Origin of the sequence: Peribacillus asahii (assembly GCF_003570725.1) — a bacterium.
GTDB classification, from domain to species: Bacteria; Bacillota; Bacilli; order Bacillales; family DSM-1321; genus Peribacillus; species Peribacillus asahii.
Genome location: NZ_QWVS01000011.1, coordinates 105,529 through 120,326, shown reverse-complemented (window position 1 = coordinate 120,326; position 14,798 = coordinate 105,529). Strand labels below are relative to the sequence as shown.

18 protein-coding genes and 2 other annotated features are annotated in these 14,798 nt (G+C 39.1%); of the genes, 4 read left to right on the top strand and 14 right to left on the bottom strand.

Annotated features, from left to right (window positions below; translation table 11 throughout):
- Nucleotides 1-2: 2 nt before the first annotated feature.
- Both D1953_RS05590 and D1953_RS05585 read left to right on the top strand, forming a co-directional pair.
- Nucleotides 3-602: a YhcN/YlaJ family sporulation lipoprotein gene (locus D1953_RS05590; RefSeq protein ID WP_119116171.1), complete on the top strand. Its 600-nt coding sequence runs from the start codon at nucleotides 3-5 to the stop codon at nucleotides 600-602.
- A 135-nt stretch (nucleotides 603-737) separates the two neighbouring features.
- Nucleotides 738-938, top strand: a complete 201-nt coding sequence (locus D1953_RS05585; RefSeq protein ID WP_119116170.1) for a YlaI family protein — start codon at nucleotides 738-740, stop codon at nucleotides 936-938.
- Nucleotides 939-1,161: 223 nt separating this feature from the next.
- Here the strand turns inward: D1953_RS05585 and D1953_RS05580 are convergent, their stop codons facing one another.
- From D1953_RS05580 to typA, 3 genes are read right to left on the bottom strand one after another with little or no spacing between them, the layout of a single operon-like run.
- Nucleotides 1,162-1,449 (bottom strand): hypothetical protein, encoded by a 288-nt coding sequence (locus D1953_RS05580; protein ID WP_119116169.1) that lies wholly within the window; start codon nucleotides 1,447-1,449, stop codon nucleotides 1,162-1,164.
- A gap of 8 nt (nucleotides 1,450-1,457) precedes the next feature.
- Nucleotides 1,458-1,763 carry a YlaH-like family protein gene (locus D1953_RS05575; RefSeq protein ID WP_119116168.1) on the bottom strand — a complete coding sequence of 102 codons (306 nt, stop codon included), beginning with the start codon at nucleotides 1,761-1,763 and terminating at the stop codon, nucleotides 1,458-1,460.
- Nucleotides 1,764-1,782: 19 nt separating this feature from the next.
- Nucleotides 1,783-3,621, bottom strand: a complete 1,839-nt coding sequence (typA, locus tag D1953_RS05570; RefSeq protein WP_119116167.1) for a translational GTPase TypA — start codon at nucleotides 3,619-3,621, stop codon at nucleotides 1,783-1,785.
- 122 nt (nucleotides 3,622-3,743) lie between these two features.
- Here typA and D1953_RS05565 point away from each other — a divergent pair, with 122 nt between their 5' ends.
- A complete protein-coding gene (locus D1953_RS05565) occupies nucleotides 3,744-3,929 on the top strand; it encodes a YlaF family protein (RefSeq protein ID WP_182480513.1) in 186 nt (61 codons plus the stop codon).
- Nucleotides 3,930-3,991: 62 nt separating this feature from the next.
- Here D1953_RS05565 and D1953_RS05560 read toward each other — a convergent pair whose 3' ends face one another.
- Complete coding sequence (locus D1953_RS05560) at nucleotides 3,992-4,786, bottom strand: inositol monophosphatase family protein (RefSeq protein ID WP_220453356.1); 795 nt, start codon at nucleotides 4,784-4,786, stop codon at nucleotides 3,992-3,994.
- A 430-nt stretch (nucleotides 4,787-5,216) separates the two neighbouring features.
- The gene (locus D1953_RS05555; RefSeq protein WP_119116166.1) at nucleotides 5,217-5,414 is read right to left on the bottom strand and encodes a hypothetical protein; all 198 of its coding nucleotides are present in this window, start codon (nucleotides 5,412-5,414) and stop codon (nucleotides 5,217-5,219) included.
- 181 nt (nucleotides 5,415-5,595) lie between these two features.
- Here D1953_RS05555 and D1953_RS05550 point away from each other — a divergent pair, with 181 nt between their 5' ends.
- Nucleotides 5,596-6,216, top strand: a complete 621-nt coding sequence (locus D1953_RS05550) for a YktB family protein (protein ID WP_119116165.1) — start codon at nucleotides 5,596-5,598, stop codon at nucleotides 6,214-6,216.
- Between the two features lie 60 nt (nucleotides 6,217-6,276).
- Here D1953_RS05550 and trpA read toward each other — a convergent pair whose 3' ends face one another.
- From trpA to D1953_RS05505, 9 genes are all read right to left on the bottom strand, one after another.
- On the bottom strand, nucleotides 6,277-7,062 hold the full coding sequence (gene trpA, locus D1953_RS05545; RefSeq protein ID WP_119116164.1) for a tryptophan synthase subunit alpha: 786 nt from the start codon (nucleotides 7,060-7,062) through the stop codon (nucleotides 6,277-6,279).
- Nucleotides 7,055-8,260: a tryptophan synthase subunit beta gene (gene trpB / locus D1953_RS05540; RefSeq protein WP_119116163.1), complete on the bottom strand. Its 1,206-nt coding sequence runs from the start codon at nucleotides 8,258-8,260 to the stop codon at nucleotides 7,055-7,057. Before trpB ends, trpA begins: the two co-directional genes overlap by 8 nt.
- Complete coding sequence (locus tag D1953_RS05535; protein WP_119116162.1) at nucleotides 8,257-8,886, bottom strand: phosphoribosylanthranilate isomerase; 630 nt, start codon at nucleotides 8,884-8,886, stop codon at nucleotides 8,257-8,259. The genes trpB and D1953_RS05535 overlap by 4 nt, the downstream gene beginning before the upstream one ends.
- 10 nt (nucleotides 8,887-8,896) lie before the next feature.
- Nucleotides 8,897-9,670, bottom strand: a complete 774-nt coding sequence (trpC, locus tag D1953_RS05530) for an indole-3-glycerol phosphate synthase TrpC (RefSeq protein WP_119116161.1) — start codon at nucleotides 9,668-9,670, stop codon at nucleotides 8,897-8,899.
- Nucleotides 9,671-10,693 (bottom strand): anthranilate phosphoribosyltransferase, encoded by a 1,023-nt coding sequence (gene trpD, locus D1953_RS05525; RefSeq protein WP_119116160.1) that lies wholly within the window; start codon nucleotides 10,691-10,693, stop codon nucleotides 9,671-9,673.
- 28 nt (nucleotides 10,694-10,721) lie between these two features.
- Complete coding sequence (locus D1953_RS05520; protein ID WP_119116159.1) at nucleotides 10,722-11,318, bottom strand: anthranilate synthase component II; 597 nt, start codon at nucleotides 11,316-11,318, stop codon at nucleotides 10,722-10,724.
- Nucleotides 11,315-12,709 carry an anthranilate synthase component I gene (gene trpE / locus D1953_RS05515; RefSeq protein WP_245979941.1) on the bottom strand — a complete coding sequence of 465 codons (1,395 nt, stop codon included), beginning with the start codon at nucleotides 12,707-12,709 and terminating at the stop codon, nucleotides 11,315-11,317. Before trpE ends, D1953_RS05520 begins: the two co-directional genes overlap by 4 nt.
- Nucleotides 12,710-12,797: 88 nt before the next feature.
- Nucleotides 12,798-13,016 (bottom strand) — a binding site (T-box leader).
- Nucleotides 13,017-13,113: 97 nt separating this feature from the next.
- Nucleotides 13,114-13,352 (bottom strand) — a binding site (T-box leader).
- Nucleotides 13,353-13,432: 80 nt separating this feature from the next.
- Nucleotides 13,433-13,705 carry a UPF0223 family protein gene (locus D1953_RS05510; RefSeq protein ID WP_119116158.1) on the bottom strand — a complete coding sequence of 91 codons (273 nt, stop codon included), beginning with the start codon at nucleotides 13,703-13,705 and terminating at the stop codon, nucleotides 13,433-13,435.
- A gap of 52 nt (nucleotides 13,706-13,757) precedes the next feature.
- Nucleotides 13,758-14,717 carry an NAD(P)H-dependent flavin oxidoreductase gene (locus tag D1953_RS05505; RefSeq protein WP_119116157.1) on the bottom strand — a complete coding sequence of 320 codons (960 nt, stop codon included), beginning with the start codon at nucleotides 14,715-14,717 and terminating at the stop codon, nucleotides 13,758-13,760.
- Between the last annotated feature and the right edge of the window lie 81 nt (nucleotides 14,718-14,798).

Sequence of the window (14,798 nt, the reverse complement as noted above, 5' to 3'; positions counted from 1 at the left end):
TTATGCAAAAATTTTGTTGGATGATTCTTGCTATCATCATTGTTGGAGGATGTTCTCAAAACGAACAAGGCAGAGAAATAAATGACAATCAGCGACCTAACATCACAGAAGTGAAAAATACAAATATACAGGAGACAGATCGGAAGTCCGGAGCCGAAACTGCCAAAAGACTAACCAATTTAGCAGTTAAAGTGCCTCATGTCAACGATGCAACAGCCGTAGTCCTTGGAAAATATGCAATTGTCGGTATTGATATTGATCAAGATATCGATCGATCACAAGTCGGTACTATTAAGTATTCCGTTGGTGAAGCTTTGCAACAGGATCCATATGGTGCTTATGCAACAATTGTCGCTGACCCTGATTTAAATGAAAGAATTAGGGAAGTTGCTGCTGATATTGAAAATGGCCAGCCTATCCGAGGTATATTAAATGAGCTTTCAGATATTACAAGCCGAATTATCCCAGAAGTTCCTGGTGATCCCGTAGAACAAACACCAAACAAGGTGATGAGTGAACAAAAACAAACAATCGATAATGAGCAAGAACAAAAAATGTTGGAAGACAAACAAAATAAACAATCGAATGATCATCTAGACTAAGAAAGCTTACAGCTGCTCTAAACTGAGCAGCCTCTTATATTTAATAGGGGGCTGTTAAATAATATTGTTATTTTGGCCCAGCGATTGTAAACATGGTATACTACGTATATCTGATATTAAAAGCGAGGGTCTAAAATGAAGGTCAAATGCGTCATATGCGATCAAATTGAAACACTTTCGGATGATGCTCCCGAGGCAAAAAAACTGCGCAATCGTCCTATACATACCTTTATGTGTCAAACATGCTATGCACGAATTGAGAAACGAACAAATGAACGAATGGCAACAGGAAAGTTCCACTTATACCGCACAGCTGTTCAAGAAGATGAGTGGTAAAAAATAATACCAGAAGGTAAACTTATACGACTGCTAGAGGAGCTGGATACTTACGCTCAACATAGCTATTACCCTTTTATCAATAACTTCAAACCGCTTGCAATTCCATTTGAACTCCCCCGCCTCCTCAGTGGGCTGTCGCCCTTCACATGCCTTAAGGTCGGGAGGATTCTCGTCTATTTCCTATAAAAAAAGCCGTGCAACATTTGCACGGCTTTTGCTTTTACTCATCAACATTCCGATATTTATCTGGTGTTAATTCAATTTGATTTAACATTACATCAATCATCTCAATCGGAAAACGCTTCTGCTGCTCGCTTCCATCTTTCCAAAACGTAATAAAATAAAATGGTGACTCTTTCATTACTGAAAGATGGCTAAGCTGATGATCCTCTTCTAACAGACGACTAAAAAACTGTTCCGTTTGTTTAGCTGCCGTGTCATTCGGTCTTGCATCACAGACTACTTTAATCGTAAGCCAATTATAAAGTGCATCCTGTAATGATTTCATCTACAGCTTTACGCCCCTTCTTTTTTTGATTGTTTAAGACGCATACGATAAATACCAAGCACAATGGCTGCAATGACGAGCCCTTCCGCCATCGGAAGAAACACTCCAAGAAAACAAAGCATTGTACATCCAAACGCCATTACCGTATAGATCACTATATTTTTAAGCAAAGGCAATTTTTTGGCAAAACCTAACTGATACACAAGGATACATAATCCAAAAATCGTTAAATATAAATACCACATTCCTGCTTCAGGATTCTCATCGACCCGATATAGTGCTGCAAAAAACGATAATCGCTCTTGGATATCCATGCTTCACTCCTCCTAGCGCTTACTTTGTTTCCGCATATTTTTTCTTTTTCGCTGCTTTTTCACGTTCATTTTTCTCTAGAATTTTCTTGCGAAGACGAATAGATTCTGGAGTTACTTCCAAGTATTCATCATCAGCCAAATACTCTAACGCTTCCTCTAGAGACATGATTCTTGGCTTTTTCATAGTAGTTGTTTGGTCTTTATTCGCTGAACGCATGTTTGTCATTTGCTTTGCTTTTACAATGTTAACTGTCAAATCATTTTCGCGATTGTGTTCACCAACAATCATACCTTCGTATACTTCTGTACCCGGTTCAACGAAAATGACACCGCGATCTTCAACACCCATAATTCCGTATTGAGTTGCTTTACCATTTTCCATTGAAACAAGAACCCCTTGACGACGTCCACCAACTTGACCTGATTGCATTGGTTGATAACTATCAAATGTATGGTTCATAATTCCATAGCCACGAGTTAATGTTAAAAACTCAGTTGAATAACCAATTAATCCACGTGCTGGTACGTTGAAAAGTAAGCGAACTTGGCCGCTACCGTTATTGATCATATCAAGCATTTCACCTTTACGAGCACCAATCGATTCCATAATCGCTCCTGTATGCTCTTCCGGTACATCAATTTGCACACGTTCTACAGGTTCACAACGCACACCGTCAATTTCACGTACGATAACTTCAGGCTTAGATACTTGAAGCTCATAACCTTCACGACGCATGTTTTCAATCAAAATAGATAAGTGAAGCTCACCACGGCCAGATACTGTCCAAACATCTGGTGAATCTGTATTGTCAACACGTAAACTTACATCAGTTTGTAATTGAGTACGCAGACGCTCCTCAATTTTACGTGCTGTAACAAATTTACCTTCGCGACCTGCAAATGGACTATTATTCACAAGGAATGTCATTTGAAGAGTCGGTTCGTCAATACGTAGAACTGGCAGTGCTTCTGGATGCTCCGTTGGACATACTGTTTCCCCAACGTTGATGTCTTCCATACCTGAAACAGCTACTAAATCACCAGGGAAAGCTTCTTCGATTTCCACTCGTTTTAAACCGATGAAACCAAAGATTTTCGTTACACGGAATGTTTTAACTGTTCCATCAAGTTTCATAAGAGATACTTGTTGACCAACATGCATTTTCCCGCGGAATACACGACCGATTCCGATACGTCCTACATAGTCATTATAATCAAGTAAAGCAACTTGGAATTGCAACGGTTCTTCACTATTATCAACTGGAGCAGGAACCGTCTCAACAATTGTTTCAAATAATGGCACCATGTTTTCTTCTTGTTTTGTCGGATCTGTACTTGATGTACCTGCGATACCTGAAGCATAAATAACCGGGAATTCCAACTGATCTTCCTCAGCACCTAATTCGATAAATAAATCTAATACCTCGTCAACAACTTCTTCTGGACGGGCTGAATCTTTATCGATTTTGTTTACAACAACGATTGGTGCAAGCTTTTGTTCTAATGCTTTTTTCAACACAAAGCGTGTTTGCGGCATACAGCCTTCATAAGCATCGACAACAAGGATAACACCATCCACCATTTTCATGATTCGTTCTACTTCGCCACCGAAGTCGGCATGTCCTGGTGTATCAAGAATGTTGATACGTGTATCTTTATATTGAACAGCTGTAGTTTTCGCAAGAATAGTAATTCCGCGTTCTCTTTCGATGTCATTTGAATCCATTGCGCGTTCTTCTACATGTTCATTTTCACGAAATGTACCAGATTGCTTTAACAGCTGATCCACAAGTGTTGTTTTCCCATGGTCAACGTGGGCAATAATAGCTATATTTCGAATATTTTCTCTTAATTTCAAAAAATTCACTCCTAAATAGTTGGTGTATTCGTATCTTTAATATTAGCTTACATATTATATCACAAACATAGTAGAAACAAATACAGAAATTATGTACAATATAACCATTAGGGGTGAAAATTATGAAAATCAAATGGCCATTTTTAATTTTAGCAATATTAGCTACGATCTGTATTGGTTCAATTGGAATATCCATTGCCGAAAAAAGCATATTAGGAATTGTAGCAGCAATCATTATCCTTTGTGGAATCATGGGATTTGGCTTTACCCAAAAGAAGAAATGGCGTGAAGCTGGTAAATTAGATTAACAATATCCTTTTAAAAAAATCGCCGAATGATACGGCGATTTTTTTATGGATGTACCTCAAGTTTATCTCTTTAAAATATACTCTTCCAAAACAAATTCGTGAAAGCCGGGTTTTGCTGCAAATAATGAACCGCCTTTTATGTAATCTAAATTTTCGCCAAACAAATCACTTACTTTTCCGCCTACCTCTTCAACAAGGATTGAACCTGCTGCAAAGTCCCATGGTGATAAACGCATCGTGATATACCCATCAATTCTTCCCGCCGCAACAAAGGCAAGCTCTAAAGCTGCTGATCCATATGAGCGAGTGCCGCGAACATCATTGACTAAAGCAGCTAAGATAGCAGGATTAATTCGTTTATTCGTAACAATCCAACTCGCATTGATGGACAAAATCGCTTCCTCTACACCTACCTTGGATAGCGGAGATAATGGATAATGATTCAAGTAGGCTCCTTCTCCTTTTATAGCGTGGTACAGTTCATCATGAACGACGTCATACACCATTCCTACTTTTCCGACTCCATCCTCATAAATGGCTAAGGAAATAGCAAAATTGCGTTGTTGATGAATAAAATTCAATGTCCCATCAATCGGATCAATAATCCAAACAGTTCCTTTTAAATCATTGATATCGTGCCCCATGCCTTCTTCACCGAAAATACGATGTCCTGGAAAGGTTTCTTTAATTTTACTTACAAAAAACCGCTCTGTTTCCTTATCCATATTGGTTACTAAATCATTCGGATTCGTTTTTGTTTCAATATTTAATTCCGTTGCAAAGGACTCTCTTAACTTTGCTCCGGCTTCTTTAATCCATTTTTTTGCATATTGATCCATTTCTTTAATTGATGCCACCTAAATCCCCACCCTTGTTTTCTGCAACTTACTTCTATCAAGTTCTTTATCCTTACATTGATCATTCATATTAAAATACTTCAATTTTTTAACAATTTGTTTCTTAATTTTGCCACAACTTATCAGAAAAGCGCAAGCGCTTGAGCTCACTCTTTTTTACAAGACTTCTCTGAAAATAAGCAGCATTGAGAAACGATAGACACAGCGCTTATTTTCATATCACATGATGGTGCAAATTTTTGCATAGCTGTCTGTTACAGAACGTTGTCGATTAACAGAGCCTTTTAGTTATAAAATATAAAAATGAAAGGCGGACACTTTTACTTTACGTACGAAGTGTCCGCCTAGCTTTTATATAAGGTTTTGCACGCAACATCGTTCATGTCAAATACCAATTTCTCCTTTATTCAATTCACTTCGTATGCTACAATTACAATGCTTTTAGTTTTAATAATTCTAAGCGAATGCGCTCTAGCTTTTGCTTACATTGTGACTTTTTACTTTCATTTTTTTCTTCAAGTGCTTCAAAAAGGGTTGCTAATTCATAGTCCATTTCCATTCGTAAAACTGCTGCTCTATGTCTTTCAACTTCTTTAGCCTTTAACGCTTGGTTCATGACTTGTTTCATAATTAACATTCTCCCTTCCCTAATTAACTAAATTTTCAGATTTGTTTATATATTTATCTTATCATATGATGTCCGACAAAAAATAGCAACAAATTTATACGCTAATTTATCAATAAATTTTTATTTTTTTTTATTCGCTATGCTAAGATAAGCTTAGAAAGTTCAATAGGAGAGGTGCTTAATGAATCAAGTACACTTTACAACAAGTGATTTCAACACATTTACAATCGATGGTCTTGAAGAACGCATGGACGCTTTAAAAGAAAGAATTCGCCCAAAGCTTCAGGACCTTGGTGACTACTTTGCCCAGCAATTATCCATTATGACCGGAGAAGAAATATTTCCGCATGTCGCTAAGCATGCACGTCGAACCATTAATCCACCAAAGGATACATGGGTCGCTTTTGCGGCTAACCGCCGCGGCTATAAAATGATGCCACATTTCCAAATTGGGTTATGGGAAACCCATCTATTCGTTTGGTTTGCTGTTATTTACGAGGCTCCAAATAAAGCAGAATTCGGCAAAAGACTTGAAGAAAATGCCGAGTTATTAAAAAACAGCATACCAGAAAACTTTGTCTGGTCTATCGATCATATGAAACCTGATGTTATTCCTCACAGCGGATTGAATACAGAAGATTTACTTTCCATGTTCAAACGACTTCAAACTGTTAAAAAAGCAGAGATTCTCTGTGGGATCCAGATTCCGCGTGAAGAAGCAGTTCAATTAACGGATAAGGAGTTAGTTGATACAATCCAATACACATTTGAAACGTTATTACCACTCTATAAATTGCAATAAGAATAAACTAAGCATCATCGAAACGAATGATGCTTAGTTTATTTTAAATGGTAGTACATCTTACTGTTGTACTTGCTTTTTACTCGCTTGAATTAACTCGATAATATCTTGTTTGCGATTTTGCTCAAGGCTTTCGATAATTTTGCTGCCTACGATAACCCCATCGCAATATTTTGTTGCACTGCGAACATGTTCCGGAGTAGAAATACCAAACCCTGCTAAGACTGGAACAGGACTGATTTCTTTTACTTGTTCTAGATAAGCTCCCACCTCACTGCCAAATGCTTCACGCGCTCCTGTAATCCCCGTGACCGTGACCGCATAAATAAATCCTTGTGCAGTTTCCGCAATTTCAGCTATTCTTTCTTTCGATGATGTTAAAGTGACTAAACGAATCAAATGGATTCCCGCCTCTTGAATCGGAGCGAATAAACCTTCCTCTTCTACAGGAATATCCGGAATAATACAGCCGGCAATCCCCGCTTTTACGCAATCAGTCACAAACTGCCCGATGCCATAGGCTAAAATGGAATTGCTATATCCCATGAAAATAAGCGGAATCGAAACGTCTTCTCGGATACTCACTAATTCCTCTAAAATTTTCTTTAATGTTGTACCATTGTTAAGTGCGCGAATACCTGCACGCTGGATAACTGGACCATCTGCTACTGGATCTGAAAAAGGAATCCCCAGCTCAACAGCAGTCGCTCCCTGCTGTTCAAAAAATAACAATTGCTCTTTTAAACTAGAAAGCTCGCCATCTCCCGCCATAATATAGGGAATGAATGCTTTTTCACCATTCTGCTCACAGCTTTTTAGTGCCGTAGCTAGTCGATTATTACTCATGTTCACTACCCCCTAATCTCGCTTGAACAGTTTCGACATCTTTATCTCCACGTCCTGAAAGACAGATGACAATCCCTTCCTCTTGTTTCATTTGCTTAGCTAATTTAAAACCGTAAGCAATCGCATGGGAACTTTCAAGGGCTGGAATGATCCCTTCTTCCTTCGAAAGCATCTGAAGGGCTTCTAACGCCTCTTCATCCGTAACAGATGTATAGGTCACCCTGTTGATATCTTTTAAGTAACTATGCTCTGGGCCTACTCCAGGATAATCCAGTCCAGCTGAAATCGAATGAGCTTCTTGAATTTGTCCATCTTCATCTTGTAGTAAATACATATAAGCACCATGAAGCACACCTGGTTTTCCCTTTGTTAAGCTTGCTGCATGAAGCGCTGTGTCAAGTCCATGTCCAGCTGCTTCGACACCGTACATTCGAACAGACTCGTCTTCTACAAACGGATAAAACATGCCCATCGCATTACTGCCGCCGCCAATACATGCAACAACAGCGTGAGGCAAACGACCTTCTTCTTCAAGATACTGCTTTCTCGTTTCCTTTCCAATCACACTTTGGAAGTCCCTTACAATCACTGGAAATGGATGCGGTCCTAATACAGATCCCATAATATAGTGTGTATCTTCCACATGAGCCACCCAATAGCGAAGCGCTTCATTTACAGCATCCTTCAGCGTCCCACTGCCTTGAGAAACAGACACCACTTTCGCGCCTAATAGCTCCATCCGAAACACATTTAATTTTTGACGTCGAATATCTTCACTGCCCATGAAAATAATACATTCTAAGTTTAAAAGTGCACATACCGTAGCTGTTGCCACCCCATGTTGCCCTGCTCCTGTTTCAGCAATGACTTTTTTCTTCCCCATTCTTTTCGTTAACAACGCTTGACCAATTGTATTATTAATTTTGTGAGCACCTGTGTGATTTAAATCTTCACGCTTTAAATAAATTTTTGCTCCGCCAGCTAGCTTCGTTAAACCTTCAGCAAAGTAAAGCGGTGTCTCGCGGCCGATATATTTCTCTAAATAATAGTCTAATTGTTTTTGAAATTCCGGGTCTTGTTTCGCTTGTTCGTATACTTCTTCTAATTCAGTAATGGCATGCATTAATGTTTCTGGAACAAAACGACCACCGTAAACCCCAAAATGTCCTGTTTGGTCTGGTTGTACATATTTACTCATTGTTCATTCCTCGTTTCTGTCGCGCTTTGCTTCGCCTGCAAAACGAAAGCCCGCATTTTTTGTTCATCTTTTACGCCGTCCGTTTCTACCCCGCTCGCTACATCCACACCAAACGGCTTTACGACCCGAATTGCTTCGGCTACATTATCGGCTGTAAGACCGCCTGCTAAGATGATTTTTTCAAATGGTAGAGATGCAGCAGCAAGAGCGTTCCAATCTAATGTTTTAGCTCTCTGTGCGGATTTTGGATTCTTTGGTAAATCAACTAAATAATAATCAGCTGGATAGTTTACTAGTTTCGTAAAATCAGCGCTCGACTCAATCGAGAATGCTTTAATGACAGGAAGAGGCATGCGGCTTGCAAGCTCTGCTGATTCTTGACCATGTAACTGGATATAATCTAATCCTGCAAGAGCAGCTGTACGGATAATATCTGCTTCACTTTGATTGGAGAATACACCGACTTTTTTAATATGCTGCGGTAATTCCTTTGCAATAGCACGAGCCTCTTCTGGCTCAATTTTACGACTGCTCTCCGCAAAAATAAAACCGATAAAATCCGTCCCAGCGTCTGCTGCTATTTGCGCTGCTTCTGCCGTTTTAACGCCACAAATTTTTACAAACATAATGGTCTCCTTATAACGTCAATTGAAACTGCTTTAATGTTTCCGGTAAATCAGCGGCTTGCATCAATGTTTCTCCAACAAGAATGCCTCTTGCACCCGCTTTCTTCACACGTTCTACATCCGCTACCGTTTTAATACCACTTTCGCTAATGATAAGGTGACGATTAGAATCTAAGCGACTTGCTAATCTCTCCGTCACAGCTAAATCGACTTCAAATGTTTTCAAATTACGATTATTAATGCCAATAATTTCTGCATCTATCGCTAAAGCTCTCTCTAATTCTTCTTCATCATGTACTTCTGTCAAAACATCTAATCCTTTTTGTTTCGCATACGTATAAAGAGCTTGCAATCTCTCTTGCGATAGAGCGGCAACAATTAATAAAATAACCGTGGCCCCTGATTCATACGCTCGATCAATTTGAATTTCATCGACCATAAAATCTTTACATAATCTCGGAATTGCTACATGTTGACTCACCTGTTGCAAGTCTTCAATACGCCCTTTAAAAAACTTTTCGTCGGTTAAAACAGAAATAGCCGTCGCCCCGTTTCGTTCATACGTTAATGCTTGCTCTACAGGATTTACATCTAAATTAATTTCTCCTTTAGATGGTGAAGCTCGTTTAATTTCAGCAATGACCGACATTGATGCAGCAGTTCGTAATTGTTCAACAAGCGAAGGCCGCGTCACTTGAAGTGCCTCACCCTTTAATCCGGTTTCTTTTAATCTTGCTACTTCTATTTCTTTCTCGTCAATGATTTTCGTTAGAATATTTCCCATTTATTGCACCACCTTATTGGATGTACCATGTGTAATAAGTGCTTGAAGCTTAGCTAGCGCAGCTCCACTATCAATACTTTCTTGCGCAATCTCAATTCCTTCTTGAATCGTTGCCGCTTTTCCGTAAGCATATAACCCTAAGCCTGCATTTAAAAGAACGGTATCGCGATACGCGCCTTTTTCACCTTTTAATAATCGCAAAAGAATATCCGCATTTTCTTTTGCATCTCCACCTTTAATAGCCGTATTATCATACACTGGCAAACCAACTTCATGAGGGTGAAGAGTAAAAGAAGTTACCTTCCCTTGATCAAGTAATGCAAGGAAGTTTTCTCCTTGTAAACTCGCTTCATCCATAAAACCAGCACCGTTTACAACAACAGCACGTTCTCTACCAATTTTATTTAACGAATGAGCAATTGTCTCAATCATATCACGGCGATTAATCCCAAGTAACTGTGTATTTAAATTTACAGGATTTGTTAAAGGTCCAATAAGATTAAAAATTGTTGGAATTTTCAATTCTTTCCTTACCTTCATAATTCTAGCCGTTTTCGGATGAACAGCTGGTGCGAACAAAAACGTAATCCCAATCTCTTCTAATAAAGACTCCATTTTTTCCTTTTCAAGATATAGATTAATGCCTAGTGCCTCCAGCACATCGGCACTGCCTGTTTTACTCGAAATGCTTCGATTGCCATGCTTAGCAACCTTTACTCCTGCTCCAGCCAACACGAAGGCGGATGTTGTACTAATATTAAAGCTTTGTGAGCCATCTCCGCCTGTTCCGCAGTTATCCATCACATTAACGCTGTTTGTCTCTACCGTTTTCGCTTGCTCACGCATGACTTTCGCTAAACTTGCAATCTCTTCTGCCGTCTCTCCCTTTGATTTTAAGCCAATCATAAAGGCCGCAATTTCACTATCCGTGACCTCTTCACTAAATAACGTTTGGGTTGCTCTGCTCATCTCTTCTGCCGTCAAATTTTGACGCTCTGCTAACTTTTCTAAATATTGTTTCATCCTTAACTCCCCCATTCGCTTTCTTTACTTAAACAGATGTTTCAATTTGATAAAGAAGTGCTATTTTATAAAATTCATGCAATAACTCTTTCCCTGTCTTAGTCCCGATTGATTCTGGATGGAATTGCAAACCATATAGCGGATAACTCTGATGTTTCAACGCCATAATTTCTCCGTCATCTAAAGATGTTGCCGTAACTTCAAGCTCTTCTGGCAAACTTGCTCTTTCAACGACTAACGAGTGATAGCGCATAACCGGAAATTCTACTTCTTGTTTAGCAAATAAATCTGTTCCCGTACTTTTAATCACAGACGTTTTTCCATGCATAATATTTTTAGCGCCAATCACATTTGCTCCAAATGCTGCACCAATCGCTTGATGACCAAGACAAATTCCTAAAATCGGAATCTTTTTGTAGAATGCTTGAATAACGTCAATGCTCACGCCCGCTTCCTCTGGTCGGCCCGGCCCTGGAGAAATCACAATCGCTGTCGGTTGTAGTGATTCAATTTCAGCAATCGTAATCTCATCATTCCGTTTGACGAGAATTTCTTGTTCCACTTCGCCTAAATATTGATATAAGTTATATGTGAAAGAATCATAGTTATCGATTAATAAAATCATTTTTTATGCACCTCCATAAGGGCTCTAGCTTTATTTTGTGTTTCTTCATATTCCTTCGTTGGGTTAGAATCATATACAATTCCCGCCCCCGCTTGCACATATGCTTTCTGATTTTTAATGATCATCGTTCGAATCGCTAATGCCATATCTAAATTTCCACCGTAGCTAATATAACCAATCGAGCCAGCATACACACCGCGCTTAGTATTCTCTAATTTATTAATCAATTCCATTGCGCGAATTTTAGGTGCTCCTGAAACGGTACCAGCCGGCAGACAAACGGTTAACGCATCCAAACTTGTAAATCCATCACGCAGTTCCCCGGTAATTTTGGAAGCAAGATGCATCACATGCTGATAACGTTCAATTTTCATTTCTTCTGTTAAATGAATCGAACCAATCTCACATACACGCCCTAAATCATTTCTTCCTAAATCAACAAGCATACGATGCTCTGCTAATTCTTTCTCATCAATGAGTAAGCTTTCTTCTAAGCCTTTATCCTCTTCCAGTGTCTTTCCTCTTGGGCGTGTACCAGCAATGGGATTAACATTTACCGTTTTTTCAGATACACTAATGAGACTTTCTGGAGAAGAACCTAGTACCGTATAATCTCCAAACTCTAAATAGAACATATAGGGAGATGGATTCGCTAATCGTAAGCGGCGGTAAGCATCAAATGGCTTTCCGTTAAAAGGCGCTTGAAAGCGTTGTGACAGTACAATTTGGAATACTTCACCAGCTACAATCGCTTCTTTTGCGTCCACGATCAGTTGTTCAAATTCCGCTTGACTAAAATTAGATGAGAACTGCAGCGGTTCTGCTAACAGTTCCTCACTCGGAACATTCGGCTCTAAAATCATCTTTTTCATATTAGCAAGACTTGCTTCATAATTTTCTTCGCCTGTTAATAGATGAATTTTTTGTAATAAGTGATCAAACACAATTAATTGTTTAAAAAACAGAAAATGAGCATCTGGCATACCTAATTCGTCTTCTGGGACGTAACCGATATTTTCATATTGACGGATGACATCATACCCGATATACCCCATCGCTCCACCGTTAAAAGGCGGCAATTCTACACCATCTGCTTCAACCTCAACAAGTAGCTCACGCTTTAAAAATTCAACGACTTTGATTTGTTCTTCACTCGTTACTCCCGTTTCGTGATCAGTCACCACGACTTTATTTTCGATTGATTTTACTTCTAAATATGGGTCCGTACCAATATACGAATAGCGGCCATTATCTTGATGAGAATGAGAGCTTTCTAATAAAAATTTCTTCTCACCCTGCAACTTTTGAAAAATAGCAATTGGTGTATGGATATCTCCTTCGATTGTTTTTCCTTTAAACCGGATTTTTCTTTGTTGATTCACCTTATTCATCTTCTTATCCTCCTTATTAGAAAAGCGCAAGGCGCTATGTATTTTTCATATAAAAAAATCGTCCTCTACAAACGTAATGTGTACGTTTGTAGAGGACGATTTAGACCGCGGTGCCACCTCAAATTGGAAAGGACTCTTTCTCTTTCCCTGCTCAATTCCGTTAACGGTGGAAATCCGGGTCCCTCTACTATTGTTCAAGACACCACTCATAAGTCCATTCATCTTTATATATCGTACCGGATTCCACCAACCCCGGCTCTCTGTAAACGCCTCTATAAAGATTACTACTCTTATTCATCGATTTGTTATATGAGAAAAGTGTAAGGCGTCTGGAGCCAGACACCAAAACATATCAGAAATTTTATCATTTCTACCTTTTAAAAAAATGCAAAAAGGGCCCTCATCCAAAGGACGAGGAACCCGTGGTACCACCTTTATTAGCTTCGAAAAGCTCACTTTATAGCATTCTTTATTAGAATGCCTATCTCAAGTAACGATGAGACACATCGCCAAAGCCTACTCCATCCTGTTTCGGTTTGGGGCTCGGAAGTCCATTCTCTTAACTTTGCTCACTGGTTTGCACCAACCACCAGCTCTCTATAGAACAACTATTTAAGATACTACTCTTCGTCTTTGCCTGTATATTCATATAATTTATACTTGTTATGTTAGAACAATCCTTTAATAAAGTCAATAAATTTTCTAAAAGTTTTAACAATAAAATCATTTCATTTGAATCCAGCCATCATCGGCTGTTTCTTTTGCTTTTTTTATTACTTGATAAGCGGAATAACCACTGCTTTCTTGAAATTCATCGGTATAGTTTTTCTCATCCGCTTTTCCTGGCACAATTTCTTTGAAGCGTCGATACGCCTTCATTAGCTCTTCTTTTGAAACTTTACTTTCATAAGCTTTTGCAATTGCTTCAAAAAAAGTAATTACATCTACAATTTCTTCTGTTGACCACGTATAGTCCATTGGATATTGATATTCCATTATTTCGCACCTCTTTATTATATGTTTCGCTCTTGCTGTTCGGCACTTTCGTTTATTTTGCCCATTTATTTCGAATTTCTTCTGCTTGACCAATAATACGATCAAATAGCTCAGCTGTTGACGGAACATCACGAATTAACCCCATCACTTGTCCAGCCCAGCCGAATCCTTCTTCTTCAACACCCTCGTAAATATAGCGTTGATTCGCTTGCCCGCTTATGTAATCTTTCAACTGCTCGTATCCACCGTTTTCTTTCTCGATTTCTAAAATTTTATCTGTCCAATTGTTCGCAATCGCTCGAGCTGGTGCTCCAATAGAACGTTTAATAACAACCGTATCATTTTCCGTCCCAGCTACTAAAGCGTTTTTATACAGTTCATGAGCATGGACACATTCCTTAACTGCAATAAATCGCGTCCCCATCTCAATCCCTTCTGCGCCTAATGCTAATGCCGCCATTAAACCTCGACCATCCCCAAAGCCGCCTGAAGCAATAACAGGAATCTTAACAGAATCAACAACTTGAGGAATTAATACGGATGTTCCGATATCATCACGTCCTAAATGGCCGCCTCCTTCTTGTCCAACAACCATGACCGCATCTGCACCTAATTGCTCAGCTTTTATCGCTTGTCGTCTTGCTGCAACAAGAACAAGTTTTTTAACGGGTGTATCTTTGACAAAATCTAAAAAAGGAGCCGGATTTCCTCCTGTAACAGAAACAGCCTTCACTTCTTCTTTCAAAGCTACTTCAAGAAAATGCTCATACGGACGCCCATGATTACCAATGGCAAAATTAACACCAAATGGTTGGTCCGTCAAAGATTTTGTTTTTCGAATTTCTTCTTGAAGTTCTTCAGGTGTACGTAAAGACATCGCTGTTACTTGTCCAAGACCGCCTGCATTGGAAACCGCTGCAGCCAAATCAGCATATGCTAAATAGGCTAACCCCCCTTGAATAATTGGATATTTAATACCTAACAATTCTGTAACACGCGTACTCCATTTCATTATAAGTCTCCCCCTTTTATTTGCTTTGTTAAATGACGTTATTACTACCTGAATGAACACAGCCTATCATTTACATGATTC